Genomic DNA, 16,763 nt, shown 5'->3' with positions numbered 1-16,763 from the left:
GAATTTACTTTATGCCGTCGAGGACAGAGGGGGCGCTTACAAAATTCCTGATTGATTCTTTGGAAACAAGGCCGTTTCTGCACAAATCCAACAGCGCCTGGTCCATTGTCTGCATGCCGTGCTGGCGTCCGGTTTGCAATGCCGAAGGGATTTGGGCAATCTTATTCTCCCTGATCAAATTTCTTACGGCAGGGGTGCCGATCATAATTTCTAACGCTGCGATACGCCCAACCCCTTCCTTTCTCTTGATCAGTTGTTGGGCAATTACCGCCTGAAGCGATTCGGACAGCATGGTGCGGATTTGCTGTTGTTGTTCCGCGGGAAATACATCAATTATCCTGTCAACCGTTTTCGGCGCACTGGAAGTATGCAACGTGGCAAGTACGAGATGACCGGTTTCTGCGGCGGTGAGCGCCAGCGATATGGTCTCAAGGTCTCTCATTTCTCCCACCAGAATAACATCAGGGTCTTCGCGAAGCGCCGATCTCAGGGCGTTAGAGAAACTATGGGTATTTGACCCCAATTCCCTTTGATTAACGAGGCTGTTTTTGGACTTATGGACAAATTCTATGGGGTCTTCAACGGTAAGGATATGACATTTATATTCCCGGTTAATGAGGTCTAGCATAGCCGCCAGCGTGGTTGATTTTCCGCTGCCGGTAGGTCCTGTTACGAGGATGAGCCCCTTCTCCTTTTTCGTTAATTCTGCCACAATAGGGGGCATATTAAGTTGTTCCAGAAGCGGGATTTTTTCTGGAATGGTTCTGAACACAATAGACTCGCCCCTGTTCTGCAGAAAGGCGTTCACCCTGAAACGGCCAACGCCCGTTATTGCAATGGCAAAATCCAATTCATAATGTTCCTCATATACCTTGCGTTGCTGGTCATTAAGAATATTATACAAAAGCGTATGCACATCCTCCCTCATCAATGGCGGCATGTCAATTTTTCTCATATCACCATGTATACGGATCATGGGCGGTTCACCGGAACTTATATGCACATCCGACGCGCTTTCTTTGGTTGCAAAAGCGAGGAGTTCCATTATATCCATTCATCTTCCTCCAATAACGACATTTCGTATTCGCACATGAGGCCCGCCGTCGCTGACGCGCAAAGGCGATTGACCTCCCTTGCCACACCCTCCCATACCCCCATAAATTTCAAGATCGTTTCCAATGGCATCAATATTCATGAGTGTCTCAAACACGTTTCCGGTAAGAACTACATCGCGTACTTTCTCTTTCAACTGCCCGTTGCGTATCATGTATGCCTCTTCCGCACTAAAGGTAAACATCTCCATATTGGTTTGCCCCCCTAAGGCGCCGATTGCGTAAATACCATCATCAACTTCCGATAACATTTTTTCGAAGGTATCATTACGCGGCTCCATAAAGGTATTCGTCATACGGACGATGGGTTCATTGCCATAACTGATGGCGCGAGCATTGCCCGTAGGCTTTTCATTCATCTTTGCTGCCGTTTCCCGCGAATGAAGCCTGTTGGTTAATATACCATTTTTAATAAGATACGTCTTTTGCGTCGGAGTCCCCTCGCTGTCATACTTGTTGTATCCGGCTTCACCGACTAAAGTACCATCATCAACAATCGACAAGGCGTCAGAGCCAAAACGCTTCCCAAGAACCATGATCTCCCGCAATTGAGCGTTTTCATAAACAAAATCCGCCTCGCTGAGGTGCCCAAACGCTTCATGGACAAATACACCGCACAGCTTGGGATCAATGATGACCGTATATTTGCCGCCATTCACCGGTTTTGCCGAAAGCTGGTCAACCGCGCGTTTTGCAACCTTCTCACATTCCTGTTCCATATTTAATACGTTATTATACCCGCGCAAGTCCCCTACGGAATGATATGCCTGCTGGACGTTCATGCCGTCCCTTGCCATAGCGAGCAGAGAGATGCCGCAAAAAATCGTTTCCTGCGCTATAAAGCTCCCTTCTGTATTGGAGAAAAATACTGTGCCGCGTGAATCCAGATACCGGACATTGGACGTCTGTATTTGTTTTGAAGAAAGGATGATCGTGTTGTATTTGTCGCAAAGCGACTGTTTTTCTTTCAAGGATATTTCCGCCGGGTCATTGACAACTGTCGTCTTTGTATGATCGTTTAGTATGGGTATGGGGGAAAGCTGGCTTTTATTCTTCCCAACGAATTTTGCCTGTTCACAGGCCATTTCAATGTATTTCGGAAGATGTTCTATATCGTTAAAGGCGACAAAACCCCAGCCGCCGTTTACTAACGCCCTTACGCATCCGCCAAAAGAGCTTTTTTCACCGATACCTTCAAGCTCTTTCCCTACATAAGTGACACCCGTACTGACCCCTTCATGGACACGAACCTCAGCGTAGTCCGCTTTTGCCAGTTTTAATGCGTTTTTTATCATTTTTTCCATTTAGGTTATCCCTTTTGAAATTAAGATTATCAAATCCTTATTACCATTGAACAATTTATACAATCCGCAGTCCTCAATCTTCAATCCTCAGTCGGCAGTCCTCAATCTGCAATTTGCCGGCTGCTGAATTACCCTACCAACAAATAAAATGCTTCTTCGTCAAGAATAACCACGCCAAGTTCTTTCGCCTTGTCCAGCTTTGAACCGGGGTCTTCTCCGGCAATGAGATAATTTGTCTTCCTGCTCATGGCAGACGAAACCCTCCCCCCGAGGCGCTTGATAAGTTTTTCCGCATCGCTGCGGGAATATTTTTGCAGTTTGCCGGTTATTACAAAAGATTTTCCCGCTACTTTACTGCTTTTCCGTGGCATATCTGACGCCAGTTTTCCGGTGTTTACTCCTTTTGCAAGAAGCTTTTTTATAATTTCCTGCGTATGTTTGTTTTGAAAAAATTCAACAATGCTTTGTGCTACAACGGGCCCTATCTCATGTATCTTTTCCAGTTCATCTGCGGTTGCATTTGACAGTTTTCCGAGAGAATCAAAATGATCCGATAACACTTCTGCGGTGTGCAAACCAACGTTGTGTATGCCCAAAGCGCAAATCAGACGGTCAAGGTCACGTCCACGGCTATTTTCAATCGCACTTATAAGATTGGATGAGGATTTTTTCCCCATGCGCTCAAGATTAACAAGGTCATCATACTGTAGGGAAAAAATGTCCGAATAATCATCCACGAGGCCTTTATCCACCAATTGTTCGATAATGGCGGGGCCAAGCCCTTCGATATCCATTGCGTCTCTGCCCGCAAAGTATTGGATGCGCCTTTTCGTCTGCGCCTTGCACAACGGGTTGTGGCAGCGCAAATATACTTCACTGTTATCCCGGTGTACAGGGCCTTTACATACAGGACAGCAGGCAGGTTCAACAAAAACCTTTTCCCGTCCGCTTCGCTTTTCTTCCAGTACTTTTACGACTTGCGGAATAATTTCTCCCGCTTTTTGTACAACAACATGATCCCCCACCCTGACGTCTTTTCTCTTTACTTCGTCAAAATTATGAAGTGAAGCGCGGCTTACCGTCGTACCCGCCAGCAATACCGGCGTAAGATTGGCTACAGGCGTGAGCGTGCCTGTTTTCCCTACCTGAACAACAATTTCCTCAATCCTTGTTATCGCCTGCTCAGGCTGAAATTTAAATGATATCATCCAGCGGGGTGCCTTGCTTGTCGCCCCTAATTGCTCCTGAAGAGCAAGGGAATTCACCTTTATGACCATTCCGTCCACCATATAGTCAAGGATTCCGCGTCGTTTATCCCATTCGCGGCAATACCGCACCACCTCATCAATATTTTTGCATAATTGCGTGTACGGGTTTACCGGAAGCCCTATCGCTTTGACAAAATCAAGACACTGTACGTGCGACTCCAATTCCATTCCTTCAACATATCCTATAACATAGGCAAACATTTTGAGTCGCCTTTTCGCGGTAATACGGGGGTCTAAAAGCTTTAATGACCCTGCCGCCGCATTTCTGGGATTTGCGAACTGAATCTCACCTTTCTCTTCCCTTTCTTCATTTATCCGCTGGAACTCTTTATTTGGCAAATAAATTTCTCCCCTTATTTCCACAACCGGCGGTATTTTATAGTGAGCGCCCGATACGGAAAGTTTTAATGGGATCTGCCGGATTGTTTTGAGGTTTGCAGTGACGTCGTCCCCCCGGAAACCATCACCGCGGGTGGCGCCCCGTACAAATAATCCGTTTTCATACCAAAGTGTAATAGCTATCCCGTCAATCTTTAATTCAACGACATATTCAATATCTGTATTGGCATTGATGCCGGCCATGCGTTTTATTCTTTGATCAAACTCCTTCAACTCCTCATTTGAATAGGTGTTATCGATGCTCAGCATTGGTTTCTTATGTTCCACGGCGGGAAACTGACTGATTGGTTGGTCTGCGACCCTTTGGGTAGGGGAATCCGGAGTTATTAATTCAGGATGTGCGCTCTCAAGGTTCTGTAACTCCCTGAGTAGTTGATCATATTCATAATCAGAAATCTCAGGATTATTTTCCACATAATACTTATGGTCGTGATATCTTATAATGCAGCGGAGTTGTTCTATTTTTTCTTTTACCGTTGACGACACTTTTTTATCTTAACCATTTAGAGAAAAATTTATGGAAAACCAGGTTCTCCCTGATGTAATTTTCCGGATGAAAGGAATTTTAAGCTGCCAGTATAACAAACTTTATATAAGAGTCAACGTATTCTGTTATAATGATGGAATCACTTGACTTTATTCTGCATTTTTTATAAACTCGCTAAAACGTGTTTTTTAACGCTAACGTTATGTATTATCGTTAAACTTAATCCGATAATAATTTTACGGTAAAAACCGCCTCCTTTCAGACAACAAAACAATAACGTTGAAAAATGTATGCTGTTTTTCATAAAGGAAGTCAGGGTTTGCGGCGTTTAATTATTTACTGTGTTGATGGTCGTTCGGGGAAAAACCTGCGTAATTGAATCACTTTTTCATTTTAATGATGTGGTAATTAACCACATATTTTCTTAGAGATCCCGCATAAAGGGGTGATGAATTATGGTTAAAGGAAGTGATTCTAAAGTTTTCTTTGAGTTGTTTAAAAAACCTCAGGAAAAAGACGGTGTTCAAAAAGAAGAATTGCAACCAAATGCAGAGGCTGCAGAAACAACACCGCCGCAAGAAGTTGGAACTCCGGTTACGCAGAATGAAAAGCCGGAATCTAAAGGCTTAACCACGAATCCACCACCTGCATCCGCTTCTTCAGAAATGAGGGGAAAATCAGGAACATCTGACCCTTTACAATGGATTAAAAATACAAGTACGGAAGCACTTTCGATTGAAAAAAAGACGGAGAAAAGGCATGCAACGCATGGCCCTATTACGCCAGAACCCATTCCTTCAAAGCAAACAATTGCTACGCCGCCTGCTCCTTTGAGAGATGAAGTGGTGCTACGTAAAGACGAGGTGGTATTGCGGCAGGAAACGCTCATCATTGGCGCCATTGCGGCTACTTTTCTCTCCGTTGCCTGTTTCTTTGTGGGACACAAGGCGGGGTACAATAAGGGAATAACCAACCAGGCGGAAGAGTGGCTGGAAACAATAGAGCCGAAGAAAACTCAACCTGGCGGTATTGGTCAGTTAAAACACATTGACGCACCGAAAGAGAAGACGGCAAAGGATACTGCTTCGAAAGTTGAAAAGAAATCAGGCAGCGATGCGAAACTCGTTATCCAGGATAATGCAATAATAAAGGACCGGTGGACGATACGCGTGATTTCCTATAAAAATTCAAAGGCAAATGTGCAACGCGCCAAAGAAATAGCAGGTATGTTGCAGGAATCATTAGGTTATAGCTCTTTTGTTGTCAACACGGGAAAAGAGCTTTTTGTTTGTGTGGGAGAATTTGACGATTTGAATAGCGCCGACTTAACGAAAACCCAAAGGGACGTTGCCAATTTCGAATATCAAAATAAAAAACAGTTTTCGGGATGCTATCCCGTACGTATGAGATAAAATAAGGAGGAGAAGTATGAGCATTGATAAGAGTTTAAAACCAAAAGGGAAACTTTCGAGGCCGAGAAATGTGTATAGAAAGGTGGAACGTATCGCAATACTTAAGGCAGAGAATCGCTGGGATCAGGATACATCTGTTTTTGGTCTCCCCAAGGTAAAAGTGGAAAAACTAAAGCGAAAAGGCAAGGCCCCAAAGAAAGTTGAACCGGCAGAAGCAGGAAAAGCAGGAAAGGCAGAAAAGGCAGGAAAGGCGAAAAAATGATTGCCAGCAGGATGTCTAATATAGACTCCTCCGGCATCAGAAAGGTCTTTGACCTTGCACAAAAAATGAAAAGTCCGGTAAACCTCAGCATAGGCCAGCCGGACTTTGATGTTCCCGGAGAGATCAAAGAAGAAGCGATTAAGTCCATAAATGAAGGCGCAAACAAATACACATTGACGCAAGGTATACCAGAACTTCGCAATGTGCTGATGGACCGCCTTAAAAAAGATAGAGAGGTGACTGCGGAAGATATTATGGTCACTTCAGGAGTTTCAGGCGCATTAACCTTAGCGATTATGACGCTGGTAGATCATGAAGACGAGGTAATAATTCCTGACCCCGCTTTTGTTATTTACAAACACATGGTGAATTTTTGCAGCGGAAAATCAGTGTTTGTTGATACATATCCCGACTTCAAATTATCCGCGGAACGTATTGAGCCGCATATCACAAAAAAAACCAAAATAATCGTCATAAACAGTCCTGCCAATCCCACAGGGGTGATGAATACGCCGCAGGAGTTAAAAGATATCGCAGAACTGGCAAAAAAACATGACCTGCTGGTAATTTCCGACGAGATATATCATGACTACGACTATAACAACGAATTTGAGAGTATAGGAAAGTATTATAATAAAACGCTTATACTTGACGGATTCTCCAAATCCTTTGCCATGACCGGGTGGCGTTTGGGTTACGCAGCAGGTCCGGAAACGATCATAAAGGAAATGATAAAACTTCAGCAATACACCTTTGTATGCGCCCCTTCCTTTTCACAATACGCAGTGTTCCGGTCATGGGGATTTGATCTGAGCAAATATATTGCGGATTACAGGAAGAAAAGGGACATGATGTACGAAGGGCTGAAAGACAAGTTCCGGATCATAAAACCCGAAGGGGCTTTTTACTTCTTCCCGCAGGTTCCCTGGGGGACCGATGAAGAATTTGTTATGGCCGCCATCAAGAACAATCTGTTAATCATTCCGGGCAGCGTATTTTCTGAACGCCACACACATTTCCGCATTTCTTACGCCGCTACAGAAGAAACCATCGAAAAGGGCATAAAAATTCTTAACGGCCTCGCGTGATCCCCACATTCATTACATAAGCAGATGAATGCTCATGTTCACACCTAAGCTGGCATAGCCAGAACTAAACAAGTACGAAGCACGAAATCCGAAACAAATTCTAATGACAAAATGATTTGAAATGCTAAACAAGCGCATCTTTCGTATTTCGTGCTTCGTATTGTTGGGTATTTTGGGATTTGTTTTGAATTTTATGCTTTGTCATTAGAGTTTGTTTCGTATTTAGCATTTCGGATTTCACCATTAAATATTTTGCAAAAAAATGCAAAGAAATTACAGATAAGGTACTATCAATAAGTTGAGAAGTTACAATAATTGAACCGTTTAACTATTTTACACCTGCATACAAATAGCCTTGATTGCTAAAAAAATATATTGGTATTTTATTGGCTTTTTTGGAGGAATCGCCATCCTGTTCTGGGGACTGGATGACATTGTCGGTATCCACAGAGACGAAGCGATATTTGGCCTCTTAGCGGAAATGATTCTTGAAGGAGTGCGGCCTCTCACCGGTATTTTCAACAATTATACATCTCCGGTACATTCATACATGCTTGCTGTTTGCGTATGGTTTTTTGGGAATTCTGTATGGAGTCTGCGGTGTCTGGGTCCCGTCTTTACCCTCATAACCATTATTGCAATTTTTGATATTACACGGCAACATTGCATTAACCGGGCGCGATGGACAGCCGGACTTCTTCTCACCTTCCCGCCCGTTGTCATGCTTTCACGGCTTTGCGGAGAAGTCTTTGTGCTTAATCCCTTTTTCTTTTTCGGAACAATTTGGATATACGTAAAACTCTGTAATAACGCAAAAAAATACGTCCGGATAACAGGATGGATACTCGCCGGTTTTGTTCTGTCGTTTGGAATCTGGAATCACGTAATTTTTCTCCCAAGCGCAGTTTCTCTCGTCATTTGCTATGCACTATTCATGTGGCCCGGACTGCGGTGTTTTTTAATCCATGGTATGTTTTGCCTTATCGGGTTTTCAATTGGGCTGATACCACGGTTTGTTTCAATGCTTGCGCTGGGAATGGACTTATTTCCCCAAAAACCTTCCATTCCGCCGGCTTCATTGAAAACCGCTCTCTTAAATCTTCTCTATACCCTATCGGGAGACGGACTTTACGCGCGGTTTTCAGGGGGGAGCATCCTTCCCTTCGTATGGGGAATCCCGGCAATATTAGCGATCTTCGCAACAATATTCCTTATTTCAAAACATGATAAAACAGAAAAGAAGATGTTTTGGGGTATCATTACCTTTATTGCCATTAACTTTGCCGGTATATGGCAAATTACGCCATTCGGTTCTGTCGGTTCGCGCATATGGCTGATTATCGCATGGGTATTACCTGTTTTCTTAGGGTTTTGCAAGACAAACGCTAATAGAGGGATGTGGCGTGTTTTGGGAGGTATTGTGATTTTAATAAATTTGATATTGTTGGCTACAAATTATTATATTCCAAACAGCCGTTCAAACGGCGTAATAGAACCTTCTATTTATGTGGGCGGTAAAACCGACAATACATGGGATTATTACGATCACCGCCAGATCACAGAAGCACTGCTTCAGTCAGATGCAGAATACATTTTTATTTCCAATATTAACGTATTTACCTTCTACTATTTAACTCCGGAAGATCAAAGACACAGGATAAAACTGCTTTGGCCCGTCATATTGGGAGGCGGAGGAAATACCCCGGAGAAAGAAAAGCTATACGGGCAGATAACCTACAAAGGGCAAATGCCCAAAACCGCCCTTTTTGTTTTTTATAACACAGACAAAGATTATCTGGCACATTTTATACAGCAACCGTTTTACAACATGACGGCTCAGGTAAAGGACATTGCCGTTCCAGGAGGATTTCTTATTTACCGTTTAAAATAATATTGCAACATATTTGTTACGTGGTTAAATCGGATGTTCACCCCAAGTCAAAAAACAAAAGTGCCGTAAAAGCCTTATATTTATTGACTTTTACGCCGAACAGCAAGCTTTTTTCTAGTGACTACCCGTATGTTCCGGCTTGGCAATACTTCTGGCAACTTTATCTGTAATGCCTCTAATAATTCATGTGATTGTTGCCGCGGACGCGGGATCTTCTGGCAACTAGCTTTTTGGCCTTTGATTGTTACTTCCATCGAACAAATGGTCGTCAATTGTGCGAGACCTTCCTCTACCGTCAAGTCAAAATTCTTCCACGCTCTGCGCAGCCTTCGAATTATCATGTACGCAAGCATTACCACAAACACATGTCCCCGTGTACTATCCTCCTTTCTTACATACACCGGACGAACCTCCAAATTCACCGTCTTACAGTCCCGAAACGCCTTCTCCACTTCCGTTAAATCCTTGTATCGTTCATGTACCAGATTGGTATCCGCCTCGTTCTCCTCAAGATCAGTCTTGATTGCGTAACAACCATCAAGGTATGATGCCTCCTTTAATGCTTCCTCAGCTCTCTCTATCTTTAGCGTCCTATCCTCTTCTTTTATCTGCAACCACCCATCAAGTTTCAATCTCGTTAGCCTTTCCCTTGTTGTTTCCAGGGCCTTCGATACTGACGACTTAGGATGTTCCTTCAGATAACTGTTCTTCTTCACGATGTATTTCTCTATACTCTGTAATTTTGATACACGGGTCTTTGACATCTCTTCCGCCCTTACCGGATTGCGCCTCAGAATATATCGAACCTCATCATCCTTTATCTCGCAGAGCTTTTCTTCGAACAATCCTAATTGCAGTATCCCTTTATTTATCAACGACTCTATCTGCGGCTTAGTTATCGCCGTTATGTAATGAAACCCTTCCGGTAAACTTTCGATTTGCACCGTCTTGATCATCCCACGATCTCCTACAATCGTTACATCTTTGCATCCAAACCGCTCTAATACCTTCTTTACCTGAGATTCAAAGGTCTTCGGATCCTGGGTGTTGCCCCTAAATACTTCTGTTGATACCGGCTCCCCGGATTCATCACAAAGCATACCGATCACTATCTGTTTTTTCCTCTTTTTGCCGTCACGATTATACCCGTACTCACCAAAATGATTCGACTTCCCCTCTAAATAACTGCTCGTCACGTCATACAAAAACAACTTCGGCTTATTGCCTCCTCGTCTTAACTCAAACAGCTTTCGCTCTATCTTTGCCTGATTCTCTGACAACCATGACAAATTATCGTACAGATTGTTCTCGTCAAACCCACGCTTCATATCCAGGACGTCACCCGCAGCATGTATCTGCGCCAACCTTACTGCAGACAGTCTTGACCCCTGGCCTATTACCCTTGCCATTACTTGCCAAAGCGCCAGCTTTCCTTCAAAGTCCTTTCCCAATGCCTCTTCTATCCCTAATTCCTTTGCCACTTGGTACACGCTCCACGCTGCTCCCACAGACAAACCCTCATGGAGTTTCACCGATTCTGACAATGCGCCCAATGCACAGAGATCGTCTTTATGTGCGAGTGCAAGTCTTATCGCTTCAATCTCCAGGGGAGTGCAATTCGACAGATTCGCAATGGTGCGTTTCTTGACCTTCCCATCCTCACGGTACGATTCCCGCAGAAGGGTAGATCGATAGATTTTTTTACCGGATTTTGACTTGTTCTCTACAATATGCATGTCCACCATTGTACAGATAACAACCATTATCCGTCAAGTATATTGTCGTATAATAACAATATATTAGTGACTACATATTTATTAAAAATACAGCCTTAACAAACTATTTATTAAGCACTTATGCGTTTTGGCAGGGGTGAACATCCGCTAAATGGTTAAGGAGTATGTAAAAATGAATCAACGAATCATTCCCCTTGTCCCTCTTCCTAACGAGTAATTTTTAAAATTCCTATTAATAAAGGTGTATTTATTATCTTGCACTTATGGGAGAATGTCCACCACAATGATAGACCGGAAAGATGTTTTTATGCTGGTTGGATTATTTTGTGGAGATTGTAAAGATACCGCTATTAGGGGACTCTTTAATATTGCGTGTATACACCCAGCCTACCTGCCCTTTTGCGGTTTTTACAAAAGCCGCCTTTTCCATTCTATTGATAAACACAATTTTTTCCCCGTGATGCGCTTTCCCAATTACACCGGAGAGTTTGCCATTTTTATAATTTTCCCATAAATATATTTCTTCCTTTGTTATCGTTATACTACTTTTGCTCCTACCTCCCATAAGTCTGAATCCGCTCGTTTTTTGAAGTGATTTCGCTACAAATAACACGAAGGCTGCGATAATAAATAGTAGTATAGTGGTGGTGAGCAGCTTTTTTAGCACGATGACATTCTTTTACACTTTTTTTAATCTGATGAAAAAAACAGGACAATTGTCAGGTGGTATAGTAAAAAGCATTTATTTTTATAAAAATCTGTTTTTTTCTTGCATTTGAATTGTTTCTAGAGTATTAAATTCTGCATGAATCCATTTCTCAGTGAAAAAACCCGAATAGAATTTAAAAAAGCACATAAGAAAGAGCCTCATAGACGTCATGCCGACCGAATCAAAGCTATACTTCTTCTTGATTCAGGATGGAGTTATGAAAAAGTAGCAGAGGCGCTCTTGTTAGACGATCAAACAATCAGGAATTACGAAAAACTATACAAAGATAAAGGTTTTGACGGGCTTTTATCTGACAATTATATTGGCTGTGTGCCAAAACTCACCTGCGAACAAGAAGAACAATTAAAAGATCATATCAGGAAAAACAACTATAGTGCGGCAAAAGAAATTGTTGAATATGTAAAACAGACATTCAATAAAATCTATACACCCGAAGGAATGGTACATACCCTCGATAGATTAGGCTTTACTTACAAGAAAACTACAATAGTTCCAGGCAAAGCAAAACCCTGAAAAACAAAAAGAATTTATCGAAAACTACAAACAACTCAAAGAAGAGAAAGCCCCTGGAGATAAGATACTTTTTATGGATGGAGTTCATCCACAGCATAATTCTACGTCTGCATATTGCTGGATAGAGAAAGGCAAAAAGAAGGAAATACCCTCTAATACCGGCAGGAAAAGAATAAATTTAAACGGTGCTATTGACATAGAAACCTTTGAAGTAACAATCCGGGAAGATGAAAGCATCAATGCTCAATCAACAATAAAGCTTTTCCATGAAATAGAGTCAAGGTATGCTCAAGCCGGTACTATTTACATAATCTCTGATAATGCTAAATATTACAGGTCTAAGTTGGTCAAAGAATACCTTGCAAATTCGAGAATAAAGATCAAATTTCTCCCTTCCTATTCGCCCAATTTAAATCTCATTGAAAGATTATGGAAATTCTTTCGCAAAAAAATATTGTATAACAAGTATTATGATACTTATGAGAAGTTTAAAAACAAATGTTTAAGTTTTTTCAAAAATATTAACGAGTATACAGATGAATTGTCTACTCTTTTAACTGAAAATTTTCAAATTATTGGCGAGCAAATTTCGAAAACCTGATTTGTTTGACTATATTCTAAGGGAAAAAATGGAATATAGCCAAACAAATATGATTTTAGGAATTTGGCAATAAAATGGCTTTCTAAAAAACAGATTTATTTGACTAAGCATACTATACAAGCACGCCCCTTAATTCCCTCTTTATAGAAGGGACGGGAGGTGTAAATTTTTCGAAAACCTTATTTGTTTGACTATATGTCAAAAGTGTGAAAATAAATGTGGATAAAAATGAATGCCGTGGGATTTTTGCCTTTTAAAACCCCAGCCTAATCTAAGGTGATGTGGGCGGTTTGTTGGTATGTTTTGCAACTGTAGTTCTATAGTCAAGTTTATTGAATTGATTCTTCAGATTCAGAACCCAGGAAGTGCCTTTTTAGTCAAAAAGTATGTAAGCTATTGAATTGTGTAGAGATAGGTGTATATAGAGAGAAGGCATTGCCATACGTGGGTGGAAAATGATATGATCCCTTTTTTTCGGAGAAAGGGAGGGTACTCATGCCACAGTTAGTATTACCCCTATTTTCCCCTGACTGCAAACTGATAAATAATCAGGTAGGTTTTGAGAAAATAGGTAGCAAGATATATTATTTTCACGGAAGACTTCCTGTGTTTAGTCATGAGGAAGACGACCTGGAATCATTTCGGTTCATCACCAGTCAATTAGTAGTCGGCGGTAATGTCAAGCAACAACAAATAGTGAAGGCCTTCGGTGTTTCGGCAATAAGTGTTAAGCGTAGTGTAAAGCGGCTAAGAGAACATGGGCCTAAGGGATTTTTCCGTCAGTCAGCGCGAACAAGGTCAGCCCATGTGCTTACGCCAGAGGTAAAAGCGAAGGTGCAAAAGTGCCTGGAAAGAGGGCAGAGTGTTTCAGAAACAGGTAAGAAGTTCAATATCAAATCAAGTACGATTCACAAGGCAATCCAAAGCGGTCAGTTAGAGAAAAAAAAACGGCAGAAAGCGCTCCGGAGCAAAGAAACAAAAGTGAGCGTGCCGTAACCGATAGTCGTGCTGGTATGGGTCTTGGATGTACACGGGAACAAGAACGTGTAGAAGCCGCATTAGGTGGGCTTAATGAGGCAGTTCCGGCATTTGTTCCCGATCAGGACGTCAAATCGGCAGGGGTATTGTTTGCACTGCCGGCATTATTATTAAATGGTTTGCTAAAGTATGCAAACAACTATCTCTCATTTCCCAAAGGGTACTATGGATTACAATCGTTTCTGCTGCTACTGTCGTTTGCAGCCCTCTTAAGGATCAAATCACTGGAGGCAATTCGCTATTGTGAAGCTGGGGAATTGGGCAAGGCAATCGGGTTAGACCGTATACCTGAAATACGAACACTGCGCAAAAAAGTGAAATATATAACAAACCATGGCGAACCTGAGCAGTGGAGCAAAGAGTTATCAAAATACTGGATGGAAGAGGATCCGGAATTGGCCGGGATCCTTTACGTGGACGGCCATGTACGGGTATATAGCGGAAGCAAGACACCGTTACCGAAGCGGTATGTATCGAGGCAAAAGCTATGTTTAAGGGGTTTAACCGACTATTGGGTAAATGATGCAGTAGGTAAGCCATTTTTCGTGGTAAGCAAAGCGGTAAATCCCGGCTTGCTTTCGGTAATGAGAGAACAGATCATACCCCGGTTGCTCCGAGACATACCAAAGCAGCCTACCGGGGAAGAATTAAAAGCCAATCGTCATCTCTATCGCTTTGGTGTAGTATTTGACCGTGAGGGTTACAGTCCTGAGTTTTTCAAAGAAATGTGGGAGAAACGCATAGCGTGTTATACCTACAAAAAGTATGTAAATGATGTTTGGCCGGAATCAGAATTTATAGAGAAAGAGGTGGTTCTTAACAATGGCGAAGTGGTAAAGATGAAACTGGCGGAACGAGGAGTGTATTTCCGGAAGCAAGACCTTTGGGTGCGCGAGATACGCAAATTGACCGATACAGGTCATCAGACATCGATAATAACCACTGATTTTATGAATAACGCTGAGGTACTGGCAGCAAGAATGTTCTCCAGATGGTCTCAGGAGAACTTTCTTAAATATATGATGGAACATTATGGTATAGACAGACTTATCGAGTACGAACAGGAGGCAATAAGTGAGACGACAAAGGTGGTGAATCCCCGTTACAGGGAATTGGAAAGTCAGATAAAAACCAAAACTACACTGTTAAACAGGCAGCGGGTAAAATATGGGGCATTGGTATTAAAAGCAGAAGGAGAAGAACCCGATATCCGGAAGTATGTACAGGAGAAAGCAACAATAAGAGAATCGATAGATACGCTGGAGAAAGAGATTGAACAACTCAAGGCGACAAAAAAGAATACGGAGAAACATATAGAGTTTTCAAAACTCCCGGAAGATAAGAAATTTCAGGATTTAAAGAAGAGCGGAAAGCAATTCGTAGACACAATCAAAATGATTGCTTATCGGGCAGAGACGGCAATGGCAAATACATTGCAGGAATATATTTCTAAAAAAGATGAAGCAAGATCACTGGTACGTCAAATTTTTATGACAGATGCAGATATAATGCCGGATGAAAAGAATGGCGTCTTAAGGATAACGATTCATAACATGACAAACCCAAGGAACAACAGATATGTTCAACAATTATGCGATGTACTTAATAGTTCCGAAACATTATTCCCAGGCACAAATCTGCGCCTTGTATATAATTTGGTATCAAATCAAATTCCACCAGATCAGGAGTTCTGAGATTAGGGATGCTGTCCCTATATGCAGGATTGATCGTTCGTGGTGTCTCCGTTAAAATCTCAGTTTGTTCGTTAGGTAAAAGGGAAACACAAAATACATTTTAAAACGATTTTTTGTTGCAACTGGAAAGAAGGGGGTTTTGCAATCCGTATGCTGCTACATTACCGTCTTCTCTTTCGGCGGAAAGCAGGAATCGTCGTTTTCTTTGCTGCCTTCATCTTTTTTTCTTTTTCGGCGAACACAGCATCGTAGAAAAAAGCGGCGGCCACACCGCCTAAAACAGGACCTACCCACCAAACATAATGGTTTGCAAACTGCCAGGACGCGATAGCTGGCCCAAATGCCCTTGCCGGGTTCATTGCTCCGCTGCTAATCGGGCTGCCAATAAGGACGCCGAACAACACAACAAGCCCGATAGTTAATCCGGAAAAACTACCAAAAGACCTTTTATCAATTGCCGTCCCAAAGACTGTAAGAACGAGCAGAAAGCTAACGATAAACTCCATAACGAGTCCCTGCATTACAGAAATCCCGTCCCCTAACATGCTTGCTCCCAGATGAACCGTATATATTGCTTCAGGAAATAAAATCTTAAGGACAAAACCAGCCAACGCAGCGCCGGCAATCTGTGCTGCAATGTACTTTATAGCCAGATTCGGATTCATCCTTCTGGTGATCCAACATGCTATTGTAACGGCAGGGTTAATATGTGCGCCTGAAATATAGCTCAGTGCATATGTTATAGAGACAATTGCCAACCCATAAGCAATGGAAATCCCTAAAACCCCAATACCGTCCCCTCCTGCTTTCCGCAGGTAATAATCTGTACAAATTGCGCCAGCGGCAATAAAAACAAGCGTAAAAGTGCCTAAAAATTCTGCAATGTATTTTTTGAATGAGTCCACCCCGGATTTCTCCTCTATTAAGTTTCTAAAACACAAAATATAAAAAACGAAACTTTCACATTTTTCTACAGGACACAAACATCTAACAGGATGAAGCTTAAATAATGCTAAACCTTATAGTTACTGTATTATCTTAAAAAAACAAATTCCACCCTTAAAACGAGATTATTAGAATAAAAAAACGTAATTTGTCTCTAAGATATTTACTGGCATGCTTTTGAAGAAATCGCCCATTTCGTAATGCTTATACATTTAATCCTGATATTTGTCAAGTGTTTATTTTGACAATTTTTACGTTAAAATGGACAATATTTAATAATAGT

The 16,763-nt window shown here is 42.0% G+C and carries 14 protein-coding genes; 8 read left to right on the top strand and 6 right to left on the bottom strand.

What is annotated here, in order from left to right; translation table 11 throughout:
- Nucleotides 1-4: 4 nt before the first annotated feature.
- The 3 genes from KSMBR1_RS14330 to ligA form a co-directional block, all read right to left on the bottom strand.
- A complete protein-coding gene (locus KSMBR1_RS14330; protein WP_099325933.1) occupies nucleotides 5-1,054 on the bottom strand; it encodes a type IV pilus twitching motility protein PilT in 1,050 nt (349 codons plus the stop codon).
- Nucleotides 1,055-2,416, bottom strand: coding sequence for a TldD/PmbA family protein (locus KSMBR1_RS14325; protein WP_099325932.1), 1,362 nt, complete (start codon nucleotides 2,414-2,416; stop codon nucleotides 1,055-1,057). It lies immediately after the preceding gene.
- Nucleotides 2,417-2,544: 128 nt separating this feature from the next.
- On the bottom strand, nucleotides 2,545-4,569 hold the full coding sequence (gene ligA, locus KSMBR1_RS14320) for an NAD-dependent DNA ligase LigA (RefSeq protein WP_099325931.1): 2,025 nt from the start codon (nucleotides 4,567-4,569) through the stop codon (nucleotides 2,545-2,547).
- A 456-nt stretch (nucleotides 4,570-5,025) separates the two neighbouring features.
- On the opposite strand from ligA, the gene KSMBR1_RS14315 reads away from it, so the two are divergent.
- The 4 genes from KSMBR1_RS14315 (at nucleotide 5,026) to KSMBR1_RS14300 (ending at nucleotide 9,223) form a co-directional block, all read left to right on the top strand.
- Nucleotides 5,026-5,982: a hypothetical protein gene (locus KSMBR1_RS14315; RefSeq protein WP_099325930.1), complete on the top strand. Its 957-nt coding sequence runs from the start codon at nucleotides 5,026-5,028 to the stop codon at nucleotides 5,980-5,982.
- Between the two features lie 16 nt (nucleotides 5,983-5,998).
- Nucleotides 5,999-6,244 carry a small basic protein gene (locus KSMBR1_RS14310; protein ID WP_099325929.1) on the top strand — a complete coding sequence of 82 codons (246 nt, stop codon included), beginning with the start codon at nucleotides 5,999-6,001 and terminating at the stop codon, nucleotides 6,242-6,244.
- Nucleotides 6,241-7,332, top strand: a complete 1,092-nt coding sequence (locus KSMBR1_RS14305; protein ID WP_099325928.1) for a pyridoxal phosphate-dependent aminotransferase — start codon at nucleotides 6,241-6,243, stop codon at nucleotides 7,330-7,332. The genes KSMBR1_RS14310 and KSMBR1_RS14305 overlap by 4 nt, the downstream gene beginning before the upstream one ends.
- A 355-nt stretch (nucleotides 7,333-7,687) precedes the next feature.
- Entirely contained in the window at nucleotides 7,688-9,223 is a 1,536-nt protein-coding gene (locus KSMBR1_RS14300; protein WP_099325927.1) for an ArnT family glycosyltransferase, read from the top strand.
- An 80-nt stretch (nucleotides 9,224-9,303) separates the two neighbouring features.
- On the opposite strand, the gene KSMBR1_RS14295 is transcribed toward KSMBR1_RS14300, so the two are convergent.
- Together KSMBR1_RS14295 and KSMBR1_RS14290 are read right to left on the bottom strand one after the other, a co-directional pair.
- Nucleotides 9,304-10,959, bottom strand: coding sequence for an IS1634 family transposase (locus KSMBR1_RS14295; protein ID WP_099327075.1), 1,656 nt, complete (start codon nucleotides 10,957-10,959; stop codon nucleotides 9,304-9,306).
- A gap of 319 nt (nucleotides 10,960-11,278) precedes the next feature.
- Nucleotides 11,279-11,524, bottom strand: coding sequence for an SH3 domain-containing protein (locus KSMBR1_RS14290; RefSeq protein ID WP_099325926.1), 246 nt, complete (start codon nucleotides 11,522-11,524; stop codon nucleotides 11,279-11,281).
- Nucleotides 11,525-11,764: 240 nt separating this feature from the next.
- On the opposite strand from KSMBR1_RS14290, the gene KSMBR1_RS22075 reads away from it, so the two are divergent.
- From KSMBR1_RS22075 to KSMBR1_RS14275, 4 genes are all read left to right on the top strand, one after another.
- Nucleotides 11,765-12,202, top strand: a complete 438-nt coding sequence (locus KSMBR1_RS22075) for a helix-turn-helix domain-containing protein (protein WP_197705210.1) — start codon at nucleotides 11,765-11,767, stop codon at nucleotides 12,200-12,202.
- 16 nt (nucleotides 12,203-12,218) lie between these two features.
- Nucleotides 12,219-12,803: an IS630 family transposase gene (locus tag KSMBR1_RS22070; protein WP_197705424.1), complete on the top strand. Its 585-nt coding sequence runs from the start codon at nucleotides 12,219-12,221 to the stop codon at nucleotides 12,801-12,803.
- Between the two features lie 495 nt (nucleotides 12,804-13,298).
- Nucleotides 13,299-13,799, top strand: coding sequence for a COG3415 family protein (locus KSMBR1_RS14280; RefSeq protein WP_099325925.1), 501 nt, complete (start codon nucleotides 13,299-13,301; stop codon nucleotides 13,797-13,799).
- 17 nt (nucleotides 13,800-13,816) lie between these two features.
- On the top strand, nucleotides 13,817-15,535 hold the full coding sequence (locus KSMBR1_RS14275) for a putative transposase (protein WP_099325924.1): 1,719 nt from the start codon (nucleotides 13,817-13,819) through the stop codon (nucleotides 15,533-15,535).
- Nucleotides 15,536-15,696: 161 nt separating this feature from the next.
- Here the strand turns inward: KSMBR1_RS14275 and KSMBR1_RS14270 are convergent, their stop codons facing one another.
- The gene (locus KSMBR1_RS14270) at nucleotides 15,697-16,440 is read right to left on the bottom strand and encodes an MIP family channel protein (protein WP_099325923.1); all 744 of its coding nucleotides are present in this window, start codon (nucleotides 16,438-16,440) and stop codon (nucleotides 15,697-15,699) included.
- Nucleotides 16,441-16,763: the final 323 nt, after the last annotated feature.

Origin of the sequence: Candidatus Kuenenia stuttgartiensis, from assembly GCF_900232105.1 — a bacterium.
GTDB lineage: Bacteria > Planctomycetota > Brocadiia > Brocadiales > Brocadiaceae > Kuenenia > Kuenenia stuttgartiensis_A.
The sequence above is the reverse complement of the archived record's forward strand: the minus strand, read 5'-3'. Positions and strand labels throughout refer to the sequence as shown.